This is a genomic window from Cytobacillus firmus NBRC 15306 (genome assembly GCF_001591465.1).
GTDB lineage: Bacteria > Bacillota > Bacilli > Bacillales > Cytobacillaceae > Cytobacillus > Cytobacillus firmus.
The window spans coordinates 1-22,999 of sequence record NZ_BCUY01000064.1 but is presented as its reverse complement, the minus strand read 5'-3'; the positions used below and the strand labels follow the sequence as shown (position 1 = coordinate 22,999).

Genomic DNA, 22,999 nt, shown 5'->3' with positions numbered 1-22,999 from the left:
AAGAAAAGCCCCCACTGATTGAAGTTTCACTTTATTAGGCAGCTCATTGTTAATGTTGTAAAATGAAGGAAAGAACAAGTTACATAGGGGGAAAGAAGAGTGAAAAAAGAGATTGAAATCACTGTTTATGGTGCGGAGCAGCTTTGTCCAAGCTGTGTGAACCTGCCATCATCCAAGGAAACTTATGAATGGCTGGAGGCAGCACTATCCCGAAAATTTGCCAATCAGCCTTTTAAAATCGTGTATGTTGACATTCATAATCCACCCGAAGAAGAGGACAAAAAAGAATTCGCACTAAGAGTGATAGAGGAAGATATGTTTTACCCGGTTGTCCTGATTGAGGATGAGATTGTCGGTGAAGGCAATCCAAAATTAAAAACAATCTATGCGGAAATGGAAAAGTACGGATATCAGGCAGTTTAATAAAAAAATGAGCATCGATCAGGATGCTCATTTTTACTTAAGAAGATTTTTATCCATTATGGTATTTATACATCCAAAGTATTCCGGACTTCAGCAGGCGGGCGACGCGGCCAGTAATAGGGCGTTCTGCAACCAGACCGAAACCGTGCTTTTTGCCCAGTGATCCAAGAACTCCTTTAAGCTTGATAACTGGCAATGTTTCAGGAAGCTCCTCGCCTTTCCACCGTTTCAATAGGATTTGAACGATTTGCTCTGCCTGCCCTTCTGCAAGCTGGGCACTTGGTGCATGCGGAAGGCTTGCGCAATCTCCTACCACATATACATGTTCATTTCCGGGAATATTGTGATGCTTGGTTAAAACTACGCGTCCTTGCGGGTCCTTTTCCACATTCATATCCCGAACCACTTTGTTCGGCTGGATACCTGCGGTCCATACAATGGCATCACAGTGGATGGGCTCGTCATGATTATAAAGGGTTTTTTCTTCTACTTTAGTAATATTCGATTGGTTAATGATTTCAACATTATGTTCTAAAAACCAATTTTCTACATACGTGCTCAATCTTTCGGAGAAGGCGGACAGTATATGCTTTCCTCTATCAAATAATTTGACTTTCAAATCCGGACGGCTTTCATTTAATTCAGAAGCCAGTTCCACTCCGCTTAATCCTGCACCGACAATTCCAACAACAGAGCCTGGTGATAAATTATTTAAAGCTTCATATGTTCTTCGGGATTTTTCAATTGTCTGGATGCTGTATGTGTGAATGTCAGCTCCCGGAACATTATGGTACTTATCTTCACATCCAAGCCCAATTATTATATCATCATATGAAACAGGCTCTTCGCCCTGAAGATATACCTTGTTTTCCTCGATGCTGATGTTTGTCACTTCACCGTATTTGATGGTCAATCTTTGGTGTTCAGGGAAGGAAACACGCACATGCTGGTCAGAAATGGTACCGGCAGCAAGAGCGTAATATTCAGTCTTTAAACAATGATAAGGCACACGATCTATTAGTGTAATAGAGACATCATCGGGAAGCTGGTTAGGCAAAAGTCGGGCAAGTGCCCTCATACCGCCATAGCCTCCGCCAAGTATCACAAGATTTTTCATAGTATATTTCCCCTTTATGTCCGTACTGATTCCTGTTACCGAACCTAAATAATCGTTAATAGTTATCTGGAAAAAATAAATAAATGATATTATTAACCTCAAACCCATAAAAAGTATAACGAAATTGTGACAAATTCACAACACAAATCAGCAGGAAACTTGACAATAAACGACATGAAGTGGTAATTATGCATACTTTTAAAAAAAGATTAATGGAATCACTTTCTTGCAGAATTCGGGTAAAAAAGGTAGCATTAACAGGGTAGAGAGGTGAAAGATGTGATTAAGCCAATCATCGAATTTTGCATCAGCAATTTGGCCAGCGGCTCTCAAAAAGCGCTTGAACAGCTGGAAAAGGATTATGATCTGGATGTCATCGAATATGGCTGTCTTGGGTATTGCGGCAAGTGTGCAAGCACTCTTTTTGCGCTTGTGAACGGAGAAGTGGTAACTGGAGAAACACCAGATGAACTGGTTGAAAATATATATCAATATCTGGATGAAAATCCGATGTTTTAATATTAAAAAGGAGTGATTAAATTTCGCTCCTTTTCTTATTCCTTAATTAGCGGCAGTTTTATGTTCCTGTCTCATTTCATACCAGCGTTCTCTGGCCATTTCAATTAATTTTGGCTCAGTGGAGCGGCTTTGCAGTTCAATTACTTTTGAAAAATATTTAACAGCCTGTTCAGACTGATGTGTCCTTCGGGATAGCTCCCCGATCAGATAAAAAATCCTCGTTTCAGAAATAGATGATCCTTTAAAATCATCTGACATATAAGACTCCAAATATTCCTTTAGAGAAAGCTTCAAAAAGCGCTGTTCCTGAATATCATTCTTCATATTCCGGTAAAGCCAGGCGAGTCTGACATGTAAGCCAGCCATAACAATATGCTTCTCTCTTTTTAAAGTTCCGCAATATATAGCCAGCTTATAGGTGTTGACAGCATCAATGATGGATCGATCCTGGCAATAATCCTGGGGAATCCAGGCACTTGCAACTTTAGACTGAATCATGTCAAGGGCTCCCGGCGGGAAATTAGGAGAAAAATCTTCTGATTCTGAGTAGCCGCAATGCGGGCAGGTATTAATATAATAGAAAAGAGGGTTCATGCTTTCATCAGAATAATTAGGGCAGAAATCACTGTCATAATCAGCTGCTTTTACAAATCTGGAGCGGAGTTTTTTAGTGGTGAAACTCTGTTTGCAGACTCTGCATTCGCATTTTTTATCATAAGTAGGCTTTAATTGCTGCATAGAATGCCACCTCCGTGGATAATGATTAAGACTATTGTACCACGTTTGGTTCGCTTTCTGAGTATAAAGAACTATTATAAGGGCTGTGTCGGAAAAAAATTAGAAAAAGTAAAAGCCTCTTAAGTTGAGCACATACCTTTTACTGTATATACTATGTTTATAGAAGTATCCTTACATGACAGGAGGGAATAACATGGAAAAAGTTGTGGATATAACAGAAGCAGCAGCTTTGCATATAAAAGAAATGATGAAACAAAATGAGGAAGAAGATGCATTCTTGCGTGTAGCTGTTAAAGGAGGCGGATGCAGCGGGCTTTCCTATGGAATGGGGTTCGCACACGAAGCCGAGGAAGGTGATATCCAGTCAGAGCACTATGGAATTCAGGTTCTTGTCAGCAAGGAAGACGCACCTATCTTAATTGGCACAAAAATTGATTATAAACAATCTATGATGGGCGGCGGATTCACAATCGACAATCCCAATGCCATTGCAAACTGCGGATGCGGATCCTCTTTCCGTACCGCTGCAAATACAGGTACACCGGAAGAGTGCTAAAATAACATAGCGCATCAAAAAAGGACGGTCCCGAACGGGCCGTCCTTTTCATATCCTATTTGCCAAACATGGAAGAGCTGTGCATTGGCTGTACTTTCGCTTTTGGATCAATGTAGGATTTTGCGTGATTGACGGCAGTTGGCGCTTCACCGAAACCGCAGGCAATGAGCTTGACTTTCCCGTCGTATGTGCAGATATCGCCGGCAGCATAGATGCCTTCGGTATTTGTTTCCATTCTGGAGTTAACAACTATGGAGTTCTTTTCGATATCAAGACCCCATTCCTTAATTGGGCCAAGAGAGGAAACGAATCCGTAGTTAACGATCACAGCATCAACATCAAATACTTCTTTCTCCTTTGAAGTCACACCTTCAAGTACGACTTGGCTGATTCCTTCACTGTCACCAATAAGCTCAGCAGGAACATAAGGTGTTTTAATTTCAACTTTAGAGTTCTGCAGATTTTCAACACTGTGCTCATGCGCGCGGAATTTATCGCGGCGATGAACAATCGTCACTTTCTCAGCAATAGGCTCAAGCATTAATGCCCAGTCCACTGCAGAATCCCCTCCACCGAAAACAACTACTTTTTTGCCGGCGAATTGATTTAAATCATCAATAAAGTAATGAAGGTTTTTGCCTTCGTATTGAACTGCACTCTCAAGTTCAAGACGGCGAGGCTGGAAAGCGCCATTGCCGGCAGTGATAATGATGGTTTTTGAATAATGCACTTCTTTATTGGTTGTAAGCTTAAATGTTCCATCAGCTTGCTTCTCTAACTTTTCAACAGATTGCTCAAGTGATACAGTGGGCTCGAATTTAGCCATTTGTTCCTTAAGGTTATCAATTAATTCCTGGGCGCGGACTTTCGGGAAGCCGGCAACATCGTATATGTATTTTTCAGGATAAAGAGCAGATAACTGTCCCCCAAGCTGCGGCAAGCTTTCAATAATTTTTACTGATGCTTGTCTCATACCCCCGTAGAAAGCAGTAAATAAACCAGTTGGCCCCCCGCCAATGATGGTTATGTCATACACTTTTTGATCTTCTTTCATGCAATATCCCCCCACGTATGTATTGAAATTCCACTCTTTATTTTATCATAAATCGTTTGAAACCTCACGAGTAGAGGTGAATATTATGAATAATTGGAAGATTTCAAGTGAAATACATGAAATAAAAACACGTATATTTTTTAAATTTTTCCTAAAATTTTTAAGTTTTTCGTCTATTTTTTTAGGGTTGAAAAACTATATGAAGTAGAATAAGATTAATGGAGGAATAATGTTAATATTTTATGACAATTTTTTTGAGTTTTTTTGAACTGGTTCGTGAATAAAATCACAAAGTTTTTTTATGTTTTTTGCTATAAAAAATATAAAGCAGCGGAAGATAAGAAAACATTAGAAAATACTTAAAAAAGGTGGAAGTGATACACTTGAGAAAGCCAAAGATTGTAATCCTCGGTGGAGGCTACGGCGGTTTGATGGTTGCAACCCGTTTGCAGAAATCTGTAGGAACAAACGAAGCGGAAATCGTTTTAGTTAACAAGAATGACTACCATTATGAAACAACATGGCTGCACGAGGCATCAGCCGGAACACTTCATCATGATCGTGTACGCTATGATATAAAAGATGTTATTGACCGCAACAAAGTTGAATTCGTTCAGGGCACTGCTCTTGAAATTAAAGCAGAAGAAAAGAAAGTCATTTTGGAAAACGGCGAAATTGACTATGATTATTTGGTTGTTTCACTTGGAGCCGAGCCGGAAACATTCGGTATCAAAGGACTTAAGGAACATGCATTTTCTATTGTCAATGTAAATGCTGCACGTCAGATTCGCGAGCATATTGAATATCAATTTGCTACTTATAATACAGAAGCCGAGAAAAAAGACGAGCGCCTGACAATTGTTGTCGGCGGTGCAGGCTTCACTGGCATTGAATTTCTTGGAGAATTGGCAAACCGTGTTCCTGTGCTTTGCAAAGAGTACGATGTGGACTACCACAAAGTGAAAATCATTTGTGTGGAAGCAGCTCCAATGGTTCTTCCAGGCTTTGATCCTGAGCTTGTTAATTATGCTGTATCTCACTTGGAGAAAAAAGGCGTACAATTCATGATCGGAACAGCTATTAAAGAAGCTACCCCTGAAGGGATCATCGTTGGCAAGGGCGAAGATGAAGTAGAAGAAATCAAAGCTGCAACAGTTGTCTGGGCTGCAGGTGTACGAGGAAATTCTATTATTGAAAAATCCGGCATTGAAGCAATGCGCGGCCGTGTAAAAGTTCAGCCTGATTTGCGCGCTCCTGGCCATGATAATATGTTTATCATCGGAGACTGCTCATTAATCATCAATGAAGAAATTAACCGTCCATACCCTCCTACTGCACAAATTGCTATGCAGCAGGGTGAAGTATGTGCAAGAAACATTACAGCTTTAATCCGCAATAAAACTGAGCTTGAAACGTTTACGCCGGATATTAAAGGGACTGTATGTTCTTTGGGCGAACACGATGCCATCGGTGTGGCATTCGGCAAGAAAATGGTTGGGACTAAAGCTTCATTCATGAAGAAGATGATCGATAACCGTGCTCTTTACATGGTTGGCGGACCATCTCTTGTACTGAAAAAAGGTAAATTCAACGTTCTTTAATTAATCAGCTATCATTTATATATGGGGATGGACTCTAAAGTCTGTCCCTTTTTTTAATGGTGATTTTTTCGTGATAGAATTACGTAAAAGGGGGTTTTAGAATGGGAGTCGAACATAAAAGGGGAAAAGTGTGGCTAGCGGTTTCCGGGCTTGTTATTTCTCCTGAAGGCAACTGGCTTGTCGTTAAAAAGAAGTACGGAGGCCTTAAAGGCAAATGGTCTCTGCCGGCAGGGTTTGTGGAACCAGGCGAAACGGCTGATGAAGCTGCAGTCCGGGAAGTAGAAGAGGAGACCGGAATAAAGTGTACAGTGAAAGGCCTGCTTGGATTGCGTTCAGGTGTCATAAAAGGAGAAGTCAGTGATAATATGATCTTGTTTATGCTTGAAGCTGAGCCTGAACAATCATTAAAAGTTCAGGAAAGCGAACTTTTCGATGTGCAGTATCGCGACCCGGAAGAGCTTGCAAATGACCCGAATGCATCAGTACTTTTAAAATACATATTGGATTCTTCTGATACGTCTATCAAAACTTTAATTAACGGCATTAATCCCGGGGATACTTTCGGCTATACAGCATATAAACTATTTTTATAATTTTCTGAAATTTAAAGATAGAACGAGAAATCAGAAGTAAATAATGCTTGTATGCGTTTCCAACGATAGTTTTTCATGAAATATGGAGCTTTTCATTTATTCAAATCCTTGATATATTATCAGAAAATTCAGTTACAAAAACTCAAAAGGAGATGAATGAAATGACAGCTAAGAAATTTGAAAACAAAGAGTGTATGTATTGTTCAGGTAAAGGGTATTTTCAATTATTATTAGGCGGATCTGAAACCTGCAGCTGCTGCGGCGGAACAGGAAAGAAAAAGGAATAAACTTAAAAACTTCGCGGGCTGCGAAGTTTTTCTTTCATTAGCGGGTGTGCTGACACACCCGCTTTTCTTGTTGACTCCCCAATCCACATTAAAGTACACTAATTATTGATGTGTAGAGGGAGGAAACAAGTTCATGCAAATGACGATTTTCGTTTTGCCTATTTCGATGCTGCTGTTTTTTGTGCTGTTTTTTGGGATAGGTTTTATATTAAATATGCTGTTAAGAATGTCTTGGATTATGGCTATTATCTATCCCGTTATTGCCATCTTTATCATTGATAAAGTTCGTTTCATTGAGTATTTTCAAAAACCGGGGGAATCGTTTTCCAGTCTTGGTGTTGAATTGTCCAGCCTCGCTCTGGCTGACATCCTTATTCTCAGCAGCGGAATGGCAGGCGCCATTGTTGCCGGAATTACGATTAGACTGCTCCGTAAAAAAGGATATCGGATGTTTTAAATGGATGATGAAATCTCTGCCGGGTGCGGGGATTTTTTATTTTTTTGATTAGTGTGATCAAATCGGGCAAGCCTGTGGTATTACTGGCTTTATCCTGTCAGTAATCGGCTGATGGAAGCCTCGCTTTCCCATAAGTTATGAATATTTCTCTCGAAGAAGGGAAATGACTAACTTTGGGAGGAGTGTAAAAGATGAACATAATTACAAAATGGATGAAACGTACAGTAATGTCTGCCTTATTTATAGGTGCATTATTGACAACTTTCCATTCGATTTCCGGGGTGGAAGCGAGATCACTTGTACAGCTGCAGCAAAATGCTGAACAAGCTGGCAAAGATGGAAATTCAAATTATGAACATACATTAAAATCGGTTGGCGTAGCATTTAAATTTTTGAAGGAGGCCGTGAGCCTCGAACCGAAGATTTCTGCAACTGAAGCTGTGGCAATTGAACAGGCACCGACACTGGAAGAATCAATTGACTGGTCGAAGTATCAGATAAGACAAGTAATTGCTACCGGATATACCGCTTTTTACGAGTCGACAGGCAAAAATCCGGATCATCCGTCCTTTGGCATTACATACTCAGGTGTTAAAGTTAAAAGGGACTTATACTCTACAGTCGCAGCAGATTTAAATGTTTTTCCGATTGGAACGATCCTGTTTATTCCTGAATATGGGTATGGTGTTGTAGCAGATAAAGGCGGTGCCATAAAGGGGAATAAATTGGATCTCTATTATGAAACGGTTGATGATGTTTATAATAACTGGGGAAAGAAAACGCTCGATGTTTATATTGTTGAAATGGGCGATGGAACCCTGACGGAAGAAGATTTAAGGTTACTGAATGAAAATGAAGCCATGCAGGTATTCAGACAGCAATATATTAAATCTGAGAAAAAATAATCAGCAGATTCAGGCAAATCCGGTATAATGAACGGATTTGCCTTTTTGTATTATCAGATAGAAAGTGCCTGCGGATGGATCTTTTCTGCTAAATTTATTGCCCCTTCAATCAGCCGCGGAGAAGGCCTGCAATACAATTCTTCTTCCAGAACCAGGATTCTTTTCTGTTTTACTGCTTCCAATTCACTCCAGCCGGGACGTTTCAGGACAATCTCGGGATTTACCTTTTCTCTTCTGACACCGACCCAGGCGAGACAGATATAATCCGGCTGTCTATTCAGGACATCCTCCCAATCAGTCTGGACACTTGCAAGCTCAACATCAGCATATAAATTCCGTCCACCGGCTATTTCACTGATTTCCGTCAGCCAATTGACCTTGCCTGGTGTGAATACAGGCTTTGGCCACCATTCCCAATAGAGGCATGGTTTTTTCTCAATCCTGCTTGAGATGACCTGCAGTTCCTCTATTTTCTTCGTAAACTGTTTAGCCGCCAAAATCCCTCTCTCAGGCATCCCGATTTTTTCAGCAGCAAAAACGAGGTCATTTGCAATATCTGCGAGACTTTGGGGATTTAAGACAATATGGGGAATCTGCCTTTTTTCAAGCTCTGCTACATTCTTTTCCATGCCGGGAACACTCAGGGAGGCAAGCACAAGATCCGGTTTCAATTCCTCCACTTTATCCATATTAATAGACAAGTCAGGACCCAGCCGGGGCAGATTGGAGATTTGCTCCGGCCAATCCGAATAATCGTCCACGCCCGCAAGCATATCAGTCAATCCCAAGTATTCCACTAATTCAGTATTGCTTGGGCATAAGGAAAGGATTTTCATTCACATCACACCCTTTTAGGAAAATAAATAATGAAGCCCTAAAGTTAATAAGATTCCAGTCAGGCCGCCAAAGAGTACCTCTATCGGCTTATGGCCGAGCAGCTCCTTCAATTCTTTCTGTTTTTCCCGGCCCGCTTTTTTCTGCCATGTCTTTGCTTCTTCAACGAATTTATTGAAGTCGGCAACAAGCTGGTTTAATACAATCGCCTGTTCCCCGGCCTGACGCCGCACTCCGGTAGCATCAAACATGGTAATAATGGCAAAAACGGCAGAAACAGCGAAAACAGCGGAATCCATTCCGGTCTCAAGTGCCACCCCGGTTGAAAGGGCAGTGACTGCAGCTGAGTGTGAGCTTGGCATTCCGCCTGTACTGGTTAAAAGGGACCAATCCACTCTTCGGGTGGCAATAAATTGAATGGGCACTTTTACAAATTGGGCAAAGAAGATGGCTGCCAAAGCAGACCATAGAGGGAAATTTGTCAATAATTCCATGTGAGACCACCTTTGGGTTGTATGATACTCCATCTTTGAAATCTATTCTGCTTTCTTACGTTGAATCGTGTTCGGACTCTGCAGCTTCAGGAGCTGCGTAATGTTATACTAACTAATATTCTCCAATAGATTGCTCCTTCCTGCAAGAGGGTCAGCTTTAAGTTTTTGTTAAACAACGCTTTTTTTGAAAATATGCTGTTGCCGTCAGGGAAAGCAAAAGAAGCCATTCAAAGGCATTCACGGCAGCGGCACTTTCATCCATCCAGAATCGGGCATAATTCAGAAGCTTTAGAGTGCTGCCCTCCCAGATCAAACTGCCAGCAGCAAGAATTCCATTATCGTAAATCAGTCCGAGAATTACAGGCAGCAGGAAGGCAGCACTAACAGGACGGCTGTTCTTTACAATAAGAATGGCCCAAATAAATAACAGGATATATCTGGCTGTAAAAGCGGCAAACAATAGAGGATCCATAACATTCTCCTTTCTGTCTCTATTTTCTTTACCCCATAATAATGAATATATTAAAGGACAGGATAATCCCTTTTCTTTTTGTTAAAATGATCAGTATAAGAAAGTCCGGAATATGGAGTGATTTCATGAAAGATTATCCTCTTGAATACTACGAATTCTTTGTCAGTTTCAATGAAGGTGATTATTACACCTGTCATGATCTTCTTGAAGAAATGTGGATGACTGATAAAGGCAATTTGTTTTTTAAAGGCCTGCTGCAAATGAGTGTCAGCATTTATCACTATGAATATGGCAATGTAAAAGGTGCAAGGCTGATGATGCAGGCTGCACATGAATATTTGCAGGCATACAGGCCCAGACATTGGGGGCTGGATCTGGAGCATGTATACGGGTTTATTGAAGAATGCCTCTCCATTTTTCCGGAAGATATCGACCGGCTTCCATTTGAAAAGGTCCGTATTCTTCCTAAATTGCCTCAGCTGGTACTGTACCTGGAAGAGTAGCAAAGCAGAACATTATAAAATTAGATAGTCGAAATAATTCAGTATTTTCGATATAATAAAGTGATAAATAGATTATGGGGGTGCCAGTATGTTTTCTGTTAAGAAAGAATTTGGCGTTTCAGCCGAACAGGAATGCCTGATTGTTGGTGTTTTTGATAAACCAGCCAGGTTTGAGGGAATACTTGCCCGTGCAGATGAACAATTTGAGGGCCATTTGACAGAACTTGTGAAGAGCGGCGATATTTCTGCCAAGAAAAAAGCCATTGCAAAAATACATACTTTCGGAAAAATTGGGGCCAAACGATTAATTACAGTAGGTCTTGGAAAAGAAAAAGAATTCAGCTTTGAAGGTTTGCGTGAAGCATTTGGAAAGGCATTCAAGGAAGTGAAATCGTCCAAGCTTCAAAATGCCGGTGTTTGTCTTGATACTTTTATTGGCGGAAATGTAGATGCGCTGGATGCAGCACATGCCCTAAGCGAGGCGTTTGCCCTTTCCACCTATAAGTTTGAAGATTACAAACAGAAATCAAATGAACCGGAAAAGGAAATCGAGAGTATTGCCGTTTATTGCGAAGCTGCAGATGAGGAAGATGTAAAGGCTTCCCTTACAGTTGGATATGCCCACGGGAAAGGAACGAACTCAGCCCGCACATTAGTCAATCTGCCAGGCAATATGCTGACAGCCACCGATTTGGCAAATTACTCATCTGAACTGGCGTGGAGATACGGGTTTGAAGTGGAAATCCTGGAAAAAGAAGACATGCTTAAGCTTGGCATGGGTGCTCTTTTGGCGGTGAATCAGGGGTCGGCAGAGCCTCCTAAGATGATTGTCTTAAAATATCAGGGCAAGGAAGAATGGAATGATGTTATCGGCCTCGTCGGCAAAGGAATCACCTTCGATACAGGGGGCTATTCCATTAAGCCCAAGGACGGCATTGTCGGCATGAAATCCGATATGGGCGGTGCAGCGGCAGTACTTGGCGCAATGGAAGTCATCGGCGAACTGAAGCCTGAACAAAATGTTGTCGCTGTCATTCCTTCTACAGATAATATGGTGAGCGGAACCGCATTTAAGCCGGATGATGTCATCACCTCCATGAGCGGAAAAACCATTGAAGTCCTCAATACGGATGCAGAAGGACGTCTGGCACTTGCTGATGCAGTAACATATGCGAAGCACCATGGAGCAGACTACCTGGTGGATGTGGCAACCCTGACTGGGGGTGTCATTATTGCACTGGGGGAAGAAACAACAGGTGCATTAACCAATAATGAAGAGTGGTTTGAGCAGGTGCTGGAAGCCTCCTATGAAGCTGGCGAACCCATCTGGAGGCTGCCTCTTTTTGAAAAAGATAAAGAAAGAATCAGAAGCAGCAAAATTGCAGATCTTAACAATTCACCCGGACGTGCCGGCCATGCGATCATGGGCGGAGGTTTTGTCGGTGAATTTGCCGAAGACACACCATGGGTGCATCTAGATATTGCAGGTACAGCCACGACAGGAAAAAGCCATGATCTTGGACCAGACGGCGCGACAGGCGTAATGGTGCGTACATTGGCGCTATTAGTTGAAAGATTTGAAGCGAAATAAAGATGAATTCAAAACTCTGGAGAAATCCGGAGTTTTTCTATGCGATTTTTATCCATATAACATAAGGAACTGCAGAAATGTAATTTACCGGCCGATTTACGCAAAATACCGGCCGAACAGCTTCTCCTGGCGTAAACTCCCATTGGTAAATCCGCTTAAAATCATTGACATAAAAAGCAGAAGTATGATAGTTTAATACATGTATTTTAGTTCTCTACCGATTTAGCATACTAAAGCAAAAATGAAACAAAGGAAAGAAAGAGGGTTGCATCATGAATGCAGTTATACTTGCAGTTTTGATCATGCTTGTTCTTAGCCTTCTGCGCGTCAATGTGGTTCTTGCTCTTGTGGCAGGTGCATTGGCCGGCGGGCTTGCAGGCGGATTAGGTATAGATAAGACAATTGAAGTTTTTTCAAATGGACTGGGAGGCAGTGCGGAGGTTGCATTGAGTTATGCGTTATTGGGCGGATTTGCCTTAGCTATTTCCGCAACAGGGCTTCCGAATCTATTAGTGGAATGGGTTCTGGGCAAGGTCGGAAAAGACGGGGAGTCCAGAGGGAAAACATTATCAAAAGCACTTATCGTATTTTCTATTTTATTTATGTCCATTTTTTCCCAAAATTTAATTCCAATTCATATCGCGTTTATTCCCATTTTAATTCCGCCATTATTAAAGGTTATGAATGAGCTGCAGATAGACCGGCGTCTAATCGCGTCTGTACTGACATTTGGTTTGACGGCTCCGTATATTTTGCTTCCTGCAGGCTTTGGCCAGATATTCCACGGAATACTCGCAGAGAATATGGAGAACAGCGGGCTGGCAGTGGAAATGGCTGACATCCCGAAGGCAATGCTTATTCCAGCAGCCGGTATGGTGGCAGGTCTTTTGGCTGCATTATTTGTTTACCGTAAAAAGAGGGATTATCGTCCATCAGAATTAATTGAGACGGAAAAAGGCAATTACTCCAAAAAGGGCATAATTTTTTCACTCATTGCGATTGCAGCAGCTCTCATAGTCCAGCTGCAGCTTGATTCAATGATCTTTGGGGCGCTGACAGGTATTTTAGTTATTTATATCAGCGGTGCTATTAAATGGAACGAGGCAGATCAGCTTTTAACTGAGGGTATGAAGATGATGGCATTCATTGGATTTGTTATGCTGGCTGCATTCGGATTTGCTGACGTATTAAAAGAAACAGGCGATGTTGATAGCCTTGTTGGACAGGCGGCAGAGGTAATTGGCAATAATAAATCACTTGCAGCATTGCTAATGCTTCTTGTCGGCTTACTTGTTACAATGGGGATTGGTTCCTCATTCTCGACAATCCCAATTATTGCAACCATATTTGTGCCGCTATCACTAGAAGTCGGCTTTAGCCCAATGGCAACGATTGCTCTAGTTGGAACAGCCGCTGCTCTTGGAGATGCCGGTTCGCCTGCGTCAGACAGCACATTGGGGCCAACGGCAGGCTTGAATGCAGATGGACAGCACAATCACATCTGGGATACGTGTGTGCCAACATTCCTGCACTATAATATTCCGCTCATCCTGTTTGGATGGCTGGCGGCAATGATCTTATAATCGTAAGCAGCTTCCCGGTAGGAGGCTGCTTTCTCATTGTTATCAGCCTGTAAAGTAGGGTACGATAAAGAAAAAGGAACGGAGGTGGCTTTAGTGTATTTTTGGGAAAATCAGAAAACAGACCTCAAGCCGGGTACCGCCAAATCAAAACGTGACGACTGCCTTTCCTGTCCTGCATTACGGAAATGTTCCGTACTATAAGGATATGAAGGAATGGAATCTGTAAATATTTGGAGAAGTGGACCCCTTTCGTGAACAGCGGTTCAGCTGGGATGATTAGTAAGTATAAAAGCGTTGCATACGCTTTTATACTTACTAAAATCCGAACAGCATTGTGAAAATGTTTCTCTTTTTTAATTTCTTCCTGGGCTTCTCCTGCTCAAAAACCAGAAGGGTATCAGCAGGGATGTCTCGATTTTTAACAGCTGTCCTGGCTTCAAGAACCTCAATTCGTTTAAGCAGGCGTGCATTTTCTTTCTGCAGTTCCTCTATTTCGCTGCGGTGCTGAAGCAGCTGATAAGACACCACATCATCTGCTTTTCCGTTCAGCCGTTTCTCAAGCTCGCTGATTTTTAAATATATTTTCTCCATTGCGGGAGCAGCAGCTGTTTCTCCATGGACCGTACCTTTTCTCGTCTTTTTTCCCTTTACAGTAACGTCCTGCAATATAATCCCCTGATTAAGCTGATCCTGCACCTGTTTTAGCAGGCTAATGTCGTCTTCTGTAAATAAGTAATGACCCAATTCATTTCGTTCCGTCCGGAGTTCCAGTTGCTTAACCCATCGCTGAATAGTGCTTGGTGAAACCCCTAATAATTTGGCAGCAGCACTCGTATTCATACTGATCCCCTCCCGTTTTCACAATGAATTCTATCCGAATAACTGGAAGTCCTTCCCGTCTGACAAAACAAGTTTTCTTTCGCCAAAAAAAGTACGGATTTTACATTATTTTCAATTCTGTTTTCCTGATTTTGAAATTGGCATTAAACACTTTTCTGTGAACCAGCCTATTGTTCCGCCAATAAGAGCACCGCCAATTACATCGGAAGGGTAGTGGTGGCCTGCCCAGATGCGGGCGAAGCCTGTGCATGCTGAAACCCACAGCAAAATACGGCCTATAAATCGGTTTCCGTAAAAAATGACGATAGAAGCAGCAAAGGACACTACTGTATGCTTGCTTGGAAAACTTGAGTCTCTTTTGGCTGGAATCAATAGGCCAACCTTGTTTGTTATGAAGGGACGGGGCCTGAAATAACAAATTTTTAGAACCTTATTTACAAAGATTGCAATCAGAGAAGCAGCAGCAGCTTTTTTTGCGGATGTTCTGGAAGGTCCTTTGGCCATCCACATGCATGCCAGTACAAATAAAAATAAATACCTTGCCCTATTTGATAAAAGAATCATTAAAAAGTCCATGAAAGCCATACGTCCGGATAAACAGCTGATTGCCTTGAAAATCTTTAAGTCCATTTTTAGTCTCCTTCTCCTCTGTCCTGTGAACGCCTTTTGTTCATTTTGCTTATTATTTGCAGCTTTGCATGTAAAAACACCAGTTGTGCTAACACAAAAAAATAAACCATGCAGCAATTGCATGGTTTTAAAACTAAGCAGAAAATAAGTCTCTAAACACAAATGAAGCAAAACCCATATAAGCACTGATAGTGTATTCGTTTATAATATAATTCGGATAATTCCATAAAGTCATCAAGTGACCTCCTTTAAATGTTGATTCCCCTGCAGAGGCAGGGGAATTAAACTATTATAGCTGCCCTGATCTTGCTGACAGCCATTTGTCCATATAGTCAGGAACTTTTCCTTCTGAAGTAAGGTTGGCATGCCCGCCCTGAAGGAGATGAAAAGTTTTATCAGCACTGGACACCAGGTCAATGACCGGATGAATCTGCTCTTTTGGAACAAGTCGGTCATTATCTGACGCGACAGCGAGCAAATTAGCTTTAATATTACTGAGGGCGGCTTTCTTTTCTCCGATCGTTAATGTACCGTTCACAAGCTTATTGTCTTTTAAAAGATCTTGATGGATTTGCTTCAGTGCAGCTCCTGCAAGTGGAATATGGCCATTGGTCCAATGGTTAAATCGCTTCCAGCGGGACGCATATGCTTCATCGTCGGCCCTGGCCAGAAGTGATAAATTTGGAGAGTAATAGAGGGGGGAAGTAAATAGCCGCATACCTGATTTAATGGCAAAGGCGGGTATCAGTCCCCATGCATCAAAAGTGGTTTCCAGGCTGCCTTCTCCATTTCGCAGTTCATCTGCCCATTTATCAAAGACCGGAATAATGCTGAAATCAACTGGTGCAACAGACAATACTAAGTTTTTGACCGGTTCATCCGCAATCGCCGCATAAATGGCTGCAAAGGTGCCTCCCAGGCAAAAGCCCATCACAGTTATTTCTTCTGCTCCCGAGTGATATAAAGCTCTTTTTATCCCCTTCTGGATGTATCCAGTAATATAATCTTCCATCGTAATGTCTTTATCCTCATAGCCCGGAATCCCGAAATCCAGCAAATAGACATCATACCCGCTGTTAACCAAAGCTTCGATTAAACTGTTCTGTGGTCCCAGGTCTAAGATAAAGGGCTGATTGACAAGTGAATAGACAAGGAAAATGGGGATACTGTATTTTTTGCTGGCAGGGGCATAGTGCCAGATAGTTGCCTTATTTCTTTTCCAGACTTCAGTCCTTGGAGTTAAATTGATCTCCGGATCAGGCTGTAAAAGAGTATTAACGAATCCAAACAGTTTTTTGGAAGCTGTATTTTGTTCCATTTATTTTTCCGCGCTTTCAGCAGGGCTGCCAAGTGCTTTTTTAATTTCCTCAATAGATCTGGCTAAAGCGATGACTTTTTCGTCAATCTGATCCATTTTTTCTTCAGCCTGCACAGTTAATTTTGCTGCATTTGCCACGTCAGTCTTGGTAGGGAAATTAAGAGGGATGGATAGTGTCTCAATGGCGTCCCGGAGTTTTTTCATGCTTGCTGCGGTCACCTCTGAACGGGTGACTAAGTTTTTGAAAATATCTTCTTTGTTAATAGAATTCTGAATAGATTCGTTCAGTTCTCTTTCCACTTTTGTCCCTAATTTTTTTATTGCCAGCAATAGGGCTTCTGTATGGTTAATAGACATAAACTTTCTCCTTTCTATGAAGTTAGCCTTGTGAATTTTAAAGGGATACCGTCATTCCTCCATCTACCACTAATACCTGTCCTGTCACGTAATCAGACGCTTTGGAGGATAAAAAGACAGCTGCTCCTTTTAAGTCATGTTCACTTCCAAATCTTCCGGCAGGAATCTTTCTGAGAATAACTGAACTCGATTTTTCAAGGACCTTTGTAATCCTGGTAGGAAAGAAGCCTGGAGCAATAGCATTTACTTGAATGCCGGCAGGAGCCAATTTTACAGCTAAATCCTTTGTAAGTGCGATAACTGCTCCTTTACTTGTGCTGTAAGGCACTGCATCAAGAAATGCCGAGTGAGTGCCCCTCATTCCATTTACGGAAGAAATATTAATGATTTTGCCGCTTCCCTGCTTCGTCATCACTTTTGCGGCAGCCTGTGAAAATAAAAACAGCCCCTTTAAATTCACATCCATGACTTTGTCCCATTTATCAGCAGGCAGATCCAGAAAAGGTGCAACCCAGGATGTACCGCTATTATTAATGAGGATATCGATGCTTCCAAATGTCTCCAAGGTCTTTTGGATGACCTTCTGAATGTCTTCTTCATTGGTGATGTCACATTCGATAGCCAGGGCTTTAATTCCCTTTGCTTCAAGGCTTTTTCTGACATGCTCACATGCTTCGATTCTACGTGAGCAGACGACAACATTTGCTCCTGCTTCCCCAAGTGCATTTGCCATTTGCTCACCGAGTCCGCGTCCTCCTCCAGTGACAATGGCTGTTTTATTGCCTAAATGAAATAACTCGTTCAATTCCAACGTTATCCCTCCCTTATTTGTTAGTAATAAGCAATCCTGATATTTAAAATAGACTTCGATATAGTATAGACAAGTTCACCTCTTGTGGTGCTAAAATTGTATATTTGCCTTGTCCCAAAAATGTATAAGGAAGACAAAAACAGAAAAGGATGGATAACAAACGGGGGAGGGAGGCGAAAAGGTGGAAAGGAAGCAAATCGAGGGGCTTTTTGAAGAAAGCGGATATCCCGGTTTAACCAGCAAGCTTGCCTATAAAGTCTGGATGACAGGCGTATGGGATGAAGAGGATGAAGACAGAATAGAAGCGTTTATAGATGCTTATTCTTTTGAAGAAGAAGGAATAATAACTGGCGAGTTTCTTTATCACTATCGGATATTTGCCTATATTCACGATAGAAATGAACTGCCGTTATTTCCGTTTTAGGGCTACAGCCTAAACAAAAACAAACACAGATCATTGACCTGTGTTTGTTCTGCATATATCAGCCAGCTTTCTTAAGCTGCTTATTGGCTGCTTTATAATGGTTTTCAAAGAATTCATTCGTATCTTTAACAACCACTTTGCTTAATAGGATTAATGCAATTAAGTTAGGAATCATCATTAATGCATTTGCCATGTCAGCAAAAGCCCAAACAGTAGTTAAGTTTGCAACAGCACCGATTCCAGTTGCGAAAATGTAAATGGCGCGGTATCCCATAATTCCTTTTGTGCCAACAAGGTATTCAAAGCATTTTTCACCATATACATACCAGCCGACGATTGTAGAGAAGCCGAAGAATATAACAGAGAATGCAACGATATATTCACCCGCTGTTCCAAGGACATGTGCAAAGGCTGCGCTTGTTAATGCCCCGCCGTCAAGGCTGCCGTCATGCGCCACGCCTGAAATCAATCCGCCTGTTGTGTCCCAGAAACCAGTCATGATTAGGACCAGGCCGGTCATCGTACAAACCACGATTGTAACAATAAATGTTCCAGTCATCGCAACAAGAGCTTGTTTTACAGGATGGTCTGTCTTTGCGTTTCCTGCAATAAGCGCTGCTGTCCCCAGGCCAGCTTCATTAGAGAAAATACCCCTTGAAACACCATTCTTGATTGCTTCAGATACGACAACACCGACAAAACCGCCGGTTGCTGCTACCGGATTGAAGGCATAGTAGAAGATTGTCTGGAAACCAGGAATGATCTGATCATAGTTAACAGCGAGTATAAGCAATGCCCCGCCAATATATAGAAAAGCCATGATTGGAACAAAGAATCCAGCTACAGTACTGATGCGCTGAATGCCGCCAAAGATAATTAAGGCAGCCAGTACAGCAAGAATAACGCCTGTAATCCAATTATTAATTCCAAAAGAAGTATCCATAACAGCTGCAATCGTATTCGATTGAACACTGTTTCCGATGCCCAGAGCTGCAAAAGCACCAAAGACCGCAAAGGCAACTGCCAGCCATTTAAATTTCTTGCCAAGACCGCGTTCCACATAATACATCGGTCCGCTGGAGTACTCGCCATTTGCATTTTTTACACGGTATTTCATTGCGAGTAATGCTTCGGCATATTTGGTTGCCATTCCAAGCAGGCCAACAACCCACATCCAGAAGATGGCTCCTGGTCCGCCGAGTGTAATCGCAGTGGCAACACCGGCGATATTACCATTACCAATGGTTGCTGCAAGAGCTGTCATAAGAGCCTTAAAGTTACTGACATCTCCTTCATCATTGGATGAAGCCTGTCCTTCTTTTGTAAATCCTAATTTAAACGCATATATCAGCCTTCTGAATTGAAGGCCCTTCAGCATGAATGTTAAAAGAACACCCGTACCAAAAAGCAAAATCAAACTTGGTGTGCCCCAGAGCACCCCGTTAATTTTATTAAGCGTCTCAAGCATAAATCATCGCCTCCCAGATGTTAACGCTTTCAAATTCTGTAAATAAAACTATTAAAATATGATTTTTTTGTGAACATGTCCTATTGTAAAATTATCTGAATATAACTTCAAGTCGAATTTAAAAAGTAAAACTATTAGCAATTTTATAAAAAGGGGTGACAGGCACCGCCCGAATTTTGTCGAATGACCTGATGGCTTTGGTAGAGTACAGGGTGGGACCTGAGGTATAATATAATAGGAAAGAGAAGCAGTTTAAAGAAGCTTTATGATTGGGTGATAATAAAAATGGAAAAAGATCCGTTTAAGAGGGCATTTAGTGATCTGGAGGAATTGGTAGATAAGATCCGCGATGTCCTGGAATGCCCTGTTACAATAGAAGATGTTAATCATCGCCTGCTTGCATACAGTACTCATGATGACCAGACAGATACCGCGAGAATCGCTACAATCATCAGCAGAAAAGTTCCTGAAAAGGTGATTAATCGTTTATGGAAGGATCGTGTGATTCCCCAGCTGATGCAAAGCGGCGAACCGCTTAGAATCCCTGAAATAAAGGAGATAGGACTGGGAAATCGGGTAGCCATTTCTATACGCAATCATAATGAGGTATTAGGCTACATCTGGGCAGTCGAAGAAGAAGCCGCTTTAACAGAAAGCAAGCTGAATATGCTAAAGCTGGCCGCACAGTCTGCAAGGACGGAAATGTTAAGATTAAACGCCCAAAAGAAAAAAAGAGCTGAGGGATACAGGGATTTTTTCTGGGAGCTGTTAACCGGCCATTTTCATAGCCATGATGAAATCTCAGACAGATTTGAGGATTTAAGCATAAAACCGCCATCACCGTTTGCTGTGCTAGTCTTTAGATTTAAAGAAGAAGTTACCCCTAAAATAGAACAAAAGATCATCTATCTGATCACGACCAGCCAAAAGGTTCATATAACCTTCCATGCCGCGATGGGGAATGAATTTGTTATTTTGGCAGCGCCGCCTGAACCTGCCCTAGCTGAAAATACTTTTAACGAATTCATCCAGTTTTTCATTGATCAAATGAAAACGCGTTTTAGCATTGATCATATTAACGGGGCAACAGGAACAACTTATCAGCACTTTGAAAAAGTGGAAAAAAGCTATCAGGAAGCATTGCAGGTTCTGCGTCTTAAAGAACAATTCCCGGAAGAAATCCATCATGTTTATAGCTATCAGCAGCTTGGTATTTTCCGCTATCTTGATGCCATCCTTGAAAAAAAACGGCAGGAACCGTATGAGCACCCGGCTATCGAAAAGATTACTAAATATGACCTTGAACACAGGACCAATCTGCTCACTACTCTGGAAGCCTTCATTGATCATGACAGCAATGTGAATGAAACAGCTAAAAGGCTGCATATTCATATGAATACACTTAATTACCGATTAAAAAGAATAACCGATATTGGGAAAGTTGACCTGAAGAATACGAATACAAAACTTTCTTTATATCTTGAACTTAAAATCCGGAGAATGGAAAAGAAGAGCCCTCATTTGTAGATTTCCACAAATGGAGGCTCTTTTATTTTACCGATTTAACAATGACAGCGCTTTACTAAAATTATTATACTGACAATAGTAAATATCATAATTGATAGATTGAAAGGGGATTTTTCCATGATTATTGGAGTACCTAAAGAGATTAAAAATAACGAAAATCGTGTTGCTGCGACACCAGCAAGCGTTGACGCATTAGTAAAGTCCGGACATAAAGTATTAGTAGAAATCGATGCAGGAATTGGAAGCGGTTTCACTAACGAAGATTATACTGAAGTAGGAGCCGTTATCGTAGATACTGCTGCTGAAGCATGGGCTGCTGAAATGGTTATGAAGGTTAAAGAGCCGCTTCCATCCGAGTATGGATATTTCCGTGAAGGTTTGGTTCTTTTCACATACCTTCACCTTGCAGCAGAGCCTGAGCTTGCAAAAGCATTAACTGAAAAAGGTGTTACAGCGATTGCTTATGAAACAGTAGAAGTAAACCGCACATTGCCTCTTCTTACTCCAATGAGTGAAGTTGCAGGACGCATGTCTGCTCAAATTGGAGCTCAGTTCCTTCAAAAAACAAATGGCGGCATGGGAATTCTTTTAGCAGGCGTTCCTGGCGTATCACGCGGCAAAGTGACAATCGTTGGCGGCGGTGTAGTAGGTATCAACGCTGCGAAAATGGCAATCGGCCTTGGTGCACAGGTTACAATTATCGACTTAAGCCCAGAGCGTCTTCGCCAGCTTGACGATATCTTTGGAAACAGCATCCAAACTCTAATGTCTAACCCATTCAATATTGCACAAGCAGTAAAAGATGCAGATCTAGTAATCGGTGCTGTTCTTATTCCAGGAGCTAAAGCACCTAAGCTTGTAACAGAAGAAATGATCAAAACAATGAAGCCTGGTTCTGTAGTTGTAGACGTGGCAATTGACCAAGGCGGTATTTTCGAAACGGTTGACCATATTACAACTCATGACAACCCAACTTATGAAAAGCATGGCGTTGTACACTATGCTGTTGCGAACATGCCTGGTGCAGTTCCAAGAACATCTACAATTGCGCTTACAAACGTTACAATCAACTATGCTCTGCAAATTGCAAACAAAGGCGTTGTGAAAGCGATTGAAGACAATGCAGCACTTAAGCTTGGTGTTAACGTTGTAAACGGCAGCATCACATACCCAGCGGTTGCTAAAGACCTTGGCTATGAGTATGTATCTGTCGAAGATGCATTTGCTAAAGTAAAAGCAGCTAACTAATATACCAAAAATCCCCTTGCCCGTAGGCTAAGGGGATTTTATTTTGTACAGTCGGGCGCCTTCCGCTTTTCTAATGTTGTCTAGCTCCAGGCGCCATCGGCTCGAGGTCATAAGCCAATCCGTCCAAAAGGTTAAAGAACAACCTTTTAGCCGGCTTGTCTTATGCTTGTCGCCGATAAGCGGGCGCCTTCCGCTTTTCTAGCCGCCCACTCAAAATGAGGACATCTGCATATTAAATAGAGAAGGGATTGAAAATGAAGGAGGTTACCCTGCATGTATTATTATAGAGGCCCATATAGAAACGGGAACGAAAGGTTTTTCTTTTTAGGAGCTCCTTTTGTCGGAGGCCTGCTCGGCGGTTTCCTGGGAGGCGGACTGGGAGCAGCTTTATTTGCTCCACGTCCATTCTACGGCCCTCCGCCGCCATTCTATGGCCCGCCAGGAGCGCCATATGCTCCTTACGGCGGTGGCGGATACCCTGGCTATGGCCCATATGGAAACCCATATTACCGTTAAACAGGTGAGAAGCTCTCTTGATTGAGAGCTTTTTTATTGGAAAGGACATATAAAATCGAACAAGGTGATTAGCTCTGTGGAAGAGTGTCTGCATCTAGCTCCAGCGCCTACCCCTTCGAGGTCACAAGCCAAG

Annotated in this window: 27 protein-coding genes and 1 pseudogene; 16 read left to right on the top strand and 12 right to left on the bottom strand. The window is 41.9% G+C overall.

Annotation, left to right across the window (positions count from 1 at the left end; translation table 11 throughout):
• The first annotated feature begins 99 nt into the window (after window positions 1–99).
• Window positions 100–423, top strand: coding sequence for a YuzD family protein (locus tag BFI01S_RS16075; protein ID WP_061793514.1), 324 nt, complete (start codon window positions 100–102; stop codon window positions 421–423).
• Between the two features lie 49 nt (window positions 424–472).
• On the opposite strand, the gene BFI01S_RS16070 is transcribed toward BFI01S_RS16075, so the two are convergent.
• Window positions 473–1,540, bottom strand: coding sequence for an NAD(P)/FAD-dependent oxidoreductase (locus BFI01S_RS16070; RefSeq protein WP_061793513.1), 1,068 nt, complete (start codon window positions 1,538–1,540; stop codon window positions 473–475).
• 279 nt (window positions 1,541–1,819) lie between these two features.
• Between BFI01S_RS16070 and BFI01S_RS16065 the strand changes: the two genes are divergently transcribed.
• On the top strand, window positions 1,820–2,059 hold the full coding sequence (locus tag BFI01S_RS16065; RefSeq protein WP_035331977.1) for a YuzB family protein: 240 nt from the start codon (window positions 1,820–1,822) through the stop codon (window positions 2,057–2,059).
• A gap of 42 nt (window positions 2,060–2,101) precedes the next feature.
• Here BFI01S_RS16065 and BFI01S_RS16060 read toward each other — a convergent pair whose 3' ends face one another.
• Window positions 2,102–2,797 carry a DUF2225 domain-containing protein gene (locus tag BFI01S_RS16060; RefSeq protein ID WP_061793512.1) on the bottom strand — a complete coding sequence of 232 codons (696 nt, stop codon included), beginning with the start codon at window positions 2,795–2,797 and terminating at the stop codon, window positions 2,102–2,104.
• Window positions 2,798–2,990: 193 nt separating this feature from the next.
• On the opposite strand from BFI01S_RS16060, the gene BFI01S_RS16055 reads away from it, so the two are divergent.
• Window positions 2,991–3,353, top strand: coding sequence for a HesB/IscA family protein (locus BFI01S_RS16055; protein WP_035331980.1), 363 nt, complete (start codon window positions 2,991–2,993; stop codon window positions 3,351–3,353).
• 55 nt (window positions 3,354–3,408) lie between these two features.
• Here BFI01S_RS16055 and BFI01S_RS16050 read toward each other — a convergent pair whose 3' ends face one another.
• Entirely contained in the window at window positions 3,409–4,407 is a 999-nt protein-coding gene (locus BFI01S_RS16050) for an NAD(P)/FAD-dependent oxidoreductase (protein ID WP_061793511.1), read from the bottom strand.
• A 383-nt stretch (window positions 4,408–4,790) separates the two neighbouring features.
• On the opposite strand from BFI01S_RS16050, the gene BFI01S_RS16045 reads away from it, so the two are divergent.
• The 5 genes from BFI01S_RS16045 to spsC all read left to right on the top strand — a co-directional run bounded on the left by BFI01S_RS16045 (window position 4,791) and on the right by spsC (window position 8,250).
• Window positions 4,791–6,008: an NAD(P)/FAD-dependent oxidoreductase gene (locus BFI01S_RS16045; protein WP_061793510.1), complete on the top strand. Its 1,218-nt coding sequence runs from the start codon at window positions 4,791–4,793 to the stop codon at window positions 6,006–6,008.
• A gap of 101 nt (window positions 6,009–6,109) precedes the next feature.
• The gene (locus BFI01S_RS16040) at window positions 6,110–6,601 is read left to right on the top strand and encodes an NUDIX domain-containing protein (protein WP_061793509.1); all 492 of its coding nucleotides are present in this window, start codon (window positions 6,110–6,112) and stop codon (window positions 6,599–6,601) included.
• Window positions 6,602–6,762: 161 nt separating this feature from the next.
• Complete coding sequence (locus BFI01S_RS23485) at window positions 6,763–6,888, top strand: YuiA family protein (protein ID WP_169799778.1); 126 nt, start codon at window positions 6,763–6,765, stop codon at window positions 6,886–6,888.
• A gap of 133 nt (window positions 6,889–7,021) precedes the next feature.
• Window positions 7,022–7,345: a YuiB family protein gene (locus tag BFI01S_RS16030; RefSeq protein WP_061793507.1), complete on the top strand. Its 324-nt coding sequence runs from the start codon at window positions 7,022–7,024 to the stop codon at window positions 7,343–7,345.
• Window positions 7,346–7,536: 191 nt separating this feature from the next.
• Window positions 7,537–8,250, top strand: coding sequence for a stationary phase survival protein SpsC (spsC, locus tag BFI01S_RS16025; protein ID WP_061793506.1), 714 nt, complete (start codon window positions 7,537–7,539; stop codon window positions 8,248–8,250).
• 53 nt (window positions 8,251–8,303) lie between these two features.
• On the opposite strand, the gene BFI01S_RS16020 is transcribed toward spsC, so the two are convergent.
• The 3 genes from BFI01S_RS16020 to BFI01S_RS16010 all read right to left on the bottom strand — a co-directional run bounded on the left by BFI01S_RS16020 (window position 8,304) and on the right by BFI01S_RS16010 (window position 10,050).
• The gene (locus tag BFI01S_RS16020) at window positions 8,304–9,086 is read right to left on the bottom strand and encodes a cobalamin-binding protein (protein ID WP_061793505.1); all 783 of its coding nucleotides are present in this window, start codon (window positions 9,084–9,086) and stop codon (window positions 8,304–8,306) included.
• A 15-nt stretch (window positions 9,087–9,101) separates the two neighbouring features.
• Window positions 9,102–9,578, bottom strand: coding sequence for a divergent PAP2 family protein (locus BFI01S_RS16015; protein ID WP_061793504.1), 477 nt, complete (start codon window positions 9,576–9,578; stop codon window positions 9,102–9,104).
• Window positions 9,579–9,735: 157 nt separating this feature from the next.
• Window positions 9,736–10,050 carry a hypothetical protein gene (locus tag BFI01S_RS16010; protein WP_061793503.1) on the bottom strand — a complete coding sequence of 105 codons (315 nt, stop codon included), beginning with the start codon at window positions 10,048–10,050 and terminating at the stop codon, window positions 9,736–9,738.
• Window positions 10,051–10,175: 125 nt separating this feature from the next.
• Between BFI01S_RS16010 and BFI01S_RS16005 the strand changes: the two genes are divergently transcribed.
• From BFI01S_RS16005 to BFI01S_RS24060, 4 genes and pseudogenes are all read left to right on the top strand, one after another.
• The gene (locus tag BFI01S_RS16005; protein ID WP_061793502.1) at window positions 10,176–10,553 is read left to right on the top strand and encodes a DUF309 domain-containing protein; all 378 of its coding nucleotides are present in this window, start codon (window positions 10,176–10,178) and stop codon (window positions 10,551–10,553) included.
• Between the two features lie 88 nt (window positions 10,554–10,641).
• A complete protein-coding gene (locus BFI01S_RS16000; protein ID WP_061793501.1) occupies window positions 10,642–12,144 on the top strand; it encodes a leucyl aminopeptidase in 1,503 nt (500 codons plus the stop codon).
• Window positions 12,145–12,416: 272 nt separating this feature from the next.
• Complete coding sequence (locus BFI01S_RS15995; protein WP_061793500.1) at window positions 12,417–13,727, top strand: Na+/H+ antiporter family protein; 1,311 nt, start codon at window positions 12,417–12,419, stop codon at window positions 13,725–13,727.
• 97 nt (window positions 13,728–13,824) lie between these two features.
• Window positions 13,825–13,950 (top strand): annotated as a pseudogene (locus tag BFI01S_RS24060) (sulfite oxidase-like oxidoreductase); the annotation flags it as partial.
• Window positions 13,951–14,042: 92 nt separating this feature from the next.
• Here the strand turns inward: BFI01S_RS24060 and BFI01S_RS15990 are convergent.
• From BFI01S_RS15990 to BFI01S_RS15970, 5 genes are all read right to left on the bottom strand, one after another.
• A complete protein-coding gene (locus tag BFI01S_RS15990; RefSeq protein WP_061793499.1) occupies window positions 14,043–14,567 on the bottom strand; it encodes a MerR family transcriptional regulator in 525 nt (174 codons plus the stop codon).
• Window positions 14,568–14,678: 111 nt separating this feature from the next.
• Window positions 14,679–15,197 (bottom strand): phosphatase PAP2 family protein, encoded by a 519-nt coding sequence (locus BFI01S_RS15985; protein ID WP_061793498.1) that lies wholly within the window; start codon window positions 15,195–15,197, stop codon window positions 14,679–14,681.
• A gap of 289 nt (window positions 15,198–15,486) precedes the next feature.
• Window positions 15,487–16,515: an alpha/beta fold hydrolase gene (locus BFI01S_RS15980; RefSeq protein WP_061793497.1), complete on the bottom strand. Its 1,029-nt coding sequence runs from the start codon at window positions 16,513–16,515 to the stop codon at window positions 15,487–15,489.
• Entirely contained in the window at window positions 16,516–16,872 is a 357-nt protein-coding gene (locus BFI01S_RS15975) for a hypothetical protein (protein WP_061793496.1), read from the bottom strand.
• Between the two features lie 37 nt (window positions 16,873–16,909).
• Window positions 16,910–17,683, bottom strand: coding sequence for an SDR family oxidoreductase (locus BFI01S_RS15970; protein ID WP_061793495.1), 774 nt, complete (start codon window positions 17,681–17,683; stop codon window positions 16,910–16,912).
• A gap of 181 nt (window positions 17,684–17,864) precedes the next feature.
• Between BFI01S_RS15970 and BFI01S_RS15965 the strand changes: the two genes are divergently transcribed.
• Window positions 17,865–18,107 carry a hypothetical protein gene (locus BFI01S_RS15965; RefSeq protein WP_061793494.1) on the top strand — a complete coding sequence of 81 codons (243 nt, stop codon included), beginning with the start codon at window positions 17,865–17,867 and terminating at the stop codon, window positions 18,105–18,107.
• A 58-nt stretch (window positions 18,108–18,165) separates the two neighbouring features.
• Here BFI01S_RS15965 and BFI01S_RS15960 read toward each other — a convergent pair whose 3' ends face one another.
• A complete protein-coding gene (locus BFI01S_RS15960; protein ID WP_061793493.1) occupies window positions 18,166–19,575 on the bottom strand; it encodes an alanine/glycine:cation symporter family protein in 1,410 nt (469 codons plus the stop codon).
• Window positions 19,576–19,860: 285 nt separating this feature from the next.
• Here BFI01S_RS15960 and BFI01S_RS15955 point away from each other — a divergent pair, with 285 nt between their 5' ends.
• From BFI01S_RS15955 to BFI01S_RS15945, 3 genes are all read left to right on the top strand, one after another.
• Complete coding sequence (locus tag BFI01S_RS15955; protein ID WP_061793492.1) at window positions 19,861–21,102, top strand: PucR family transcriptional regulator; 1,242 nt, start codon at window positions 19,861–19,863, stop codon at window positions 21,100–21,102.
• Between the two features lie 117 nt (window positions 21,103–21,219).
• Window positions 21,220–22,350, top strand: coding sequence for an alanine dehydrogenase (gene ald / locus BFI01S_RS15950; RefSeq protein WP_061793491.1), 1,131 nt, complete (start codon window positions 21,220–21,222; stop codon window positions 22,348–22,350).
• Between the two features lie 273 nt (window positions 22,351–22,623).
• The gene (locus BFI01S_RS15945) at window positions 22,624–22,866 is read left to right on the top strand and encodes a hypothetical protein (protein WP_061793490.1); all 243 of its coding nucleotides are present in this window, start codon (window positions 22,624–22,626) and stop codon (window positions 22,864–22,866) included.
• The last annotated feature ends 133 nt before the right edge of the window (window positions 22,867–22,999 follow it).

Coding starts and splice junctions, on each gene's coding strand:
- BFI01S_RS16070 (WP_061793513.1), bottom strand. CDS start 1,540: ATGAAAAATCTTGTGATACTTGGCGGAGGCTATGGCGGTATGAGGGCA.
- BFI01S_RS15980 (WP_061793497.1), bottom strand. CDS start 16,515: ATGGAACAAAATACAGCTTCCAAAAAACTGTTTGGATTCGTTAATACT.
- BFI01S_RS16005 (WP_061793502.1), top strand. CDS start 10,176: ATGAAAGATTATCCTCTTGAATACTACGAATTCTTTGTCAGTTTCAAT.
- BFI01S_RS15955 (WP_061793492.1), top strand. CDS start 19,861: ATGGAAAAAGATCCGTTTAAGAGGGCATTTAGTGATCTGGAGGAATTG.
- BFI01S_RS16015 (WP_061793504.1), bottom strand. CDS start 9,578: ATGGAATTATTGACAAATTTCCCTCTATGGTCTGCTTTGGCAGCCATC.
- BFI01S_RS16010 (WP_061793503.1), bottom strand. CDS start 10,050: ATGGATCCTCTATTGTTTGCCGCTTTTACAGCCAGATATATCCTGTTA.
- BFI01S_RS16060 (WP_061793512.1), bottom strand. CDS start 2,797: ATGCAGCAATTAAAGCCTACTTATGATAAAAAATGCGAATGCAGAGTC.
- BFI01S_RS16000 (WP_061793501.1), top strand. CDS start 10,642: ATGTTTTCTGTTAAGAAAGAATTTGGCGTTTCAGCCGAACAGGAATGC.
- BFI01S_RS23485 (WP_169799778.1), top strand. CDS start 6,763: ATGACAGCTAAGAAATTTGAAAACAAAGAGTGTATGTATTGTTCAGGT.
- BFI01S_RS15960 (WP_061793493.1), bottom strand. CDS start 19,575: ATGCTTGAGACGCTTAATAAAATTAACGGGGTGCTCTGGGGCACACCA.
- spsC (WP_061793506.1), top strand. CDS start 7,537: ATGAACATAATTACAAAATGGATGAAACGTACAGTAATGTCTGCCTTA.
- BFI01S_RS15985 (WP_061793498.1), bottom strand. CDS start 15,197: ATGGACTTAAAGATTTTCAAGGCAATCAGCTGTTTATCCGGACGTATG.
- BFI01S_RS16030 (WP_061793507.1), top strand. CDS start 7,022: ATGCAAATGACGATTTTCGTTTTGCCTATTTCGATGCTGCTGTTTTTT.
- BFI01S_RS15975 (WP_061793496.1), bottom strand. CDS start 16,872: ATGTCTATTAACCATACAGAAGCCCTATTGCTGGCAATAAAAAAATTA.
- BFI01S_RS15995 (WP_061793500.1), top strand. CDS start 12,417: ATGAATGCAGTTATACTTGCAGTTTTGATCATGCTTGTTCTTAGCCTT.
- BFI01S_RS15990 (WP_061793499.1), bottom strand. CDS start 14,567: ATGAATACGAGTGCTGCTGCCAAATTATTAGGGGTTTCACCAAGCACT.
- BFI01S_RS16055 (WP_035331980.1), top strand. CDS start 2,991: ATGGAAAAAGTTGTGGATATAACAGAAGCAGCAGCTTTGCATATAAAA.
- BFI01S_RS15945 (WP_061793490.1), top strand. CDS start 22,624: ATGTATTATTATAGAGGCCCATATAGAAACGGGAACGAAAGGTTTTTC.
- BFI01S_RS16020 (WP_061793505.1), bottom strand. CDS start 9,086: ATGAAAATCCTTTCCTTATGCCCAAGCAATACTGAATTAGTGGAATAC.
- BFI01S_RS16050 (WP_061793511.1), bottom strand. CDS start 4,407: ATGAAAGAAGATCAAAAAGTGTATGACATAACCATCATTGGCGGGGGG.
- BFI01S_RS16040 (WP_061793509.1), top strand. CDS start 6,110: ATGGGAGTCGAACATAAAAGGGGAAAAGTGTGGCTAGCGGTTTCCGGG.
- ald (WP_061793491.1), top strand. CDS start 21,220: ATGATTATTGGAGTACCTAAAGAGATTAAAAATAACGAAAATCGTGTT.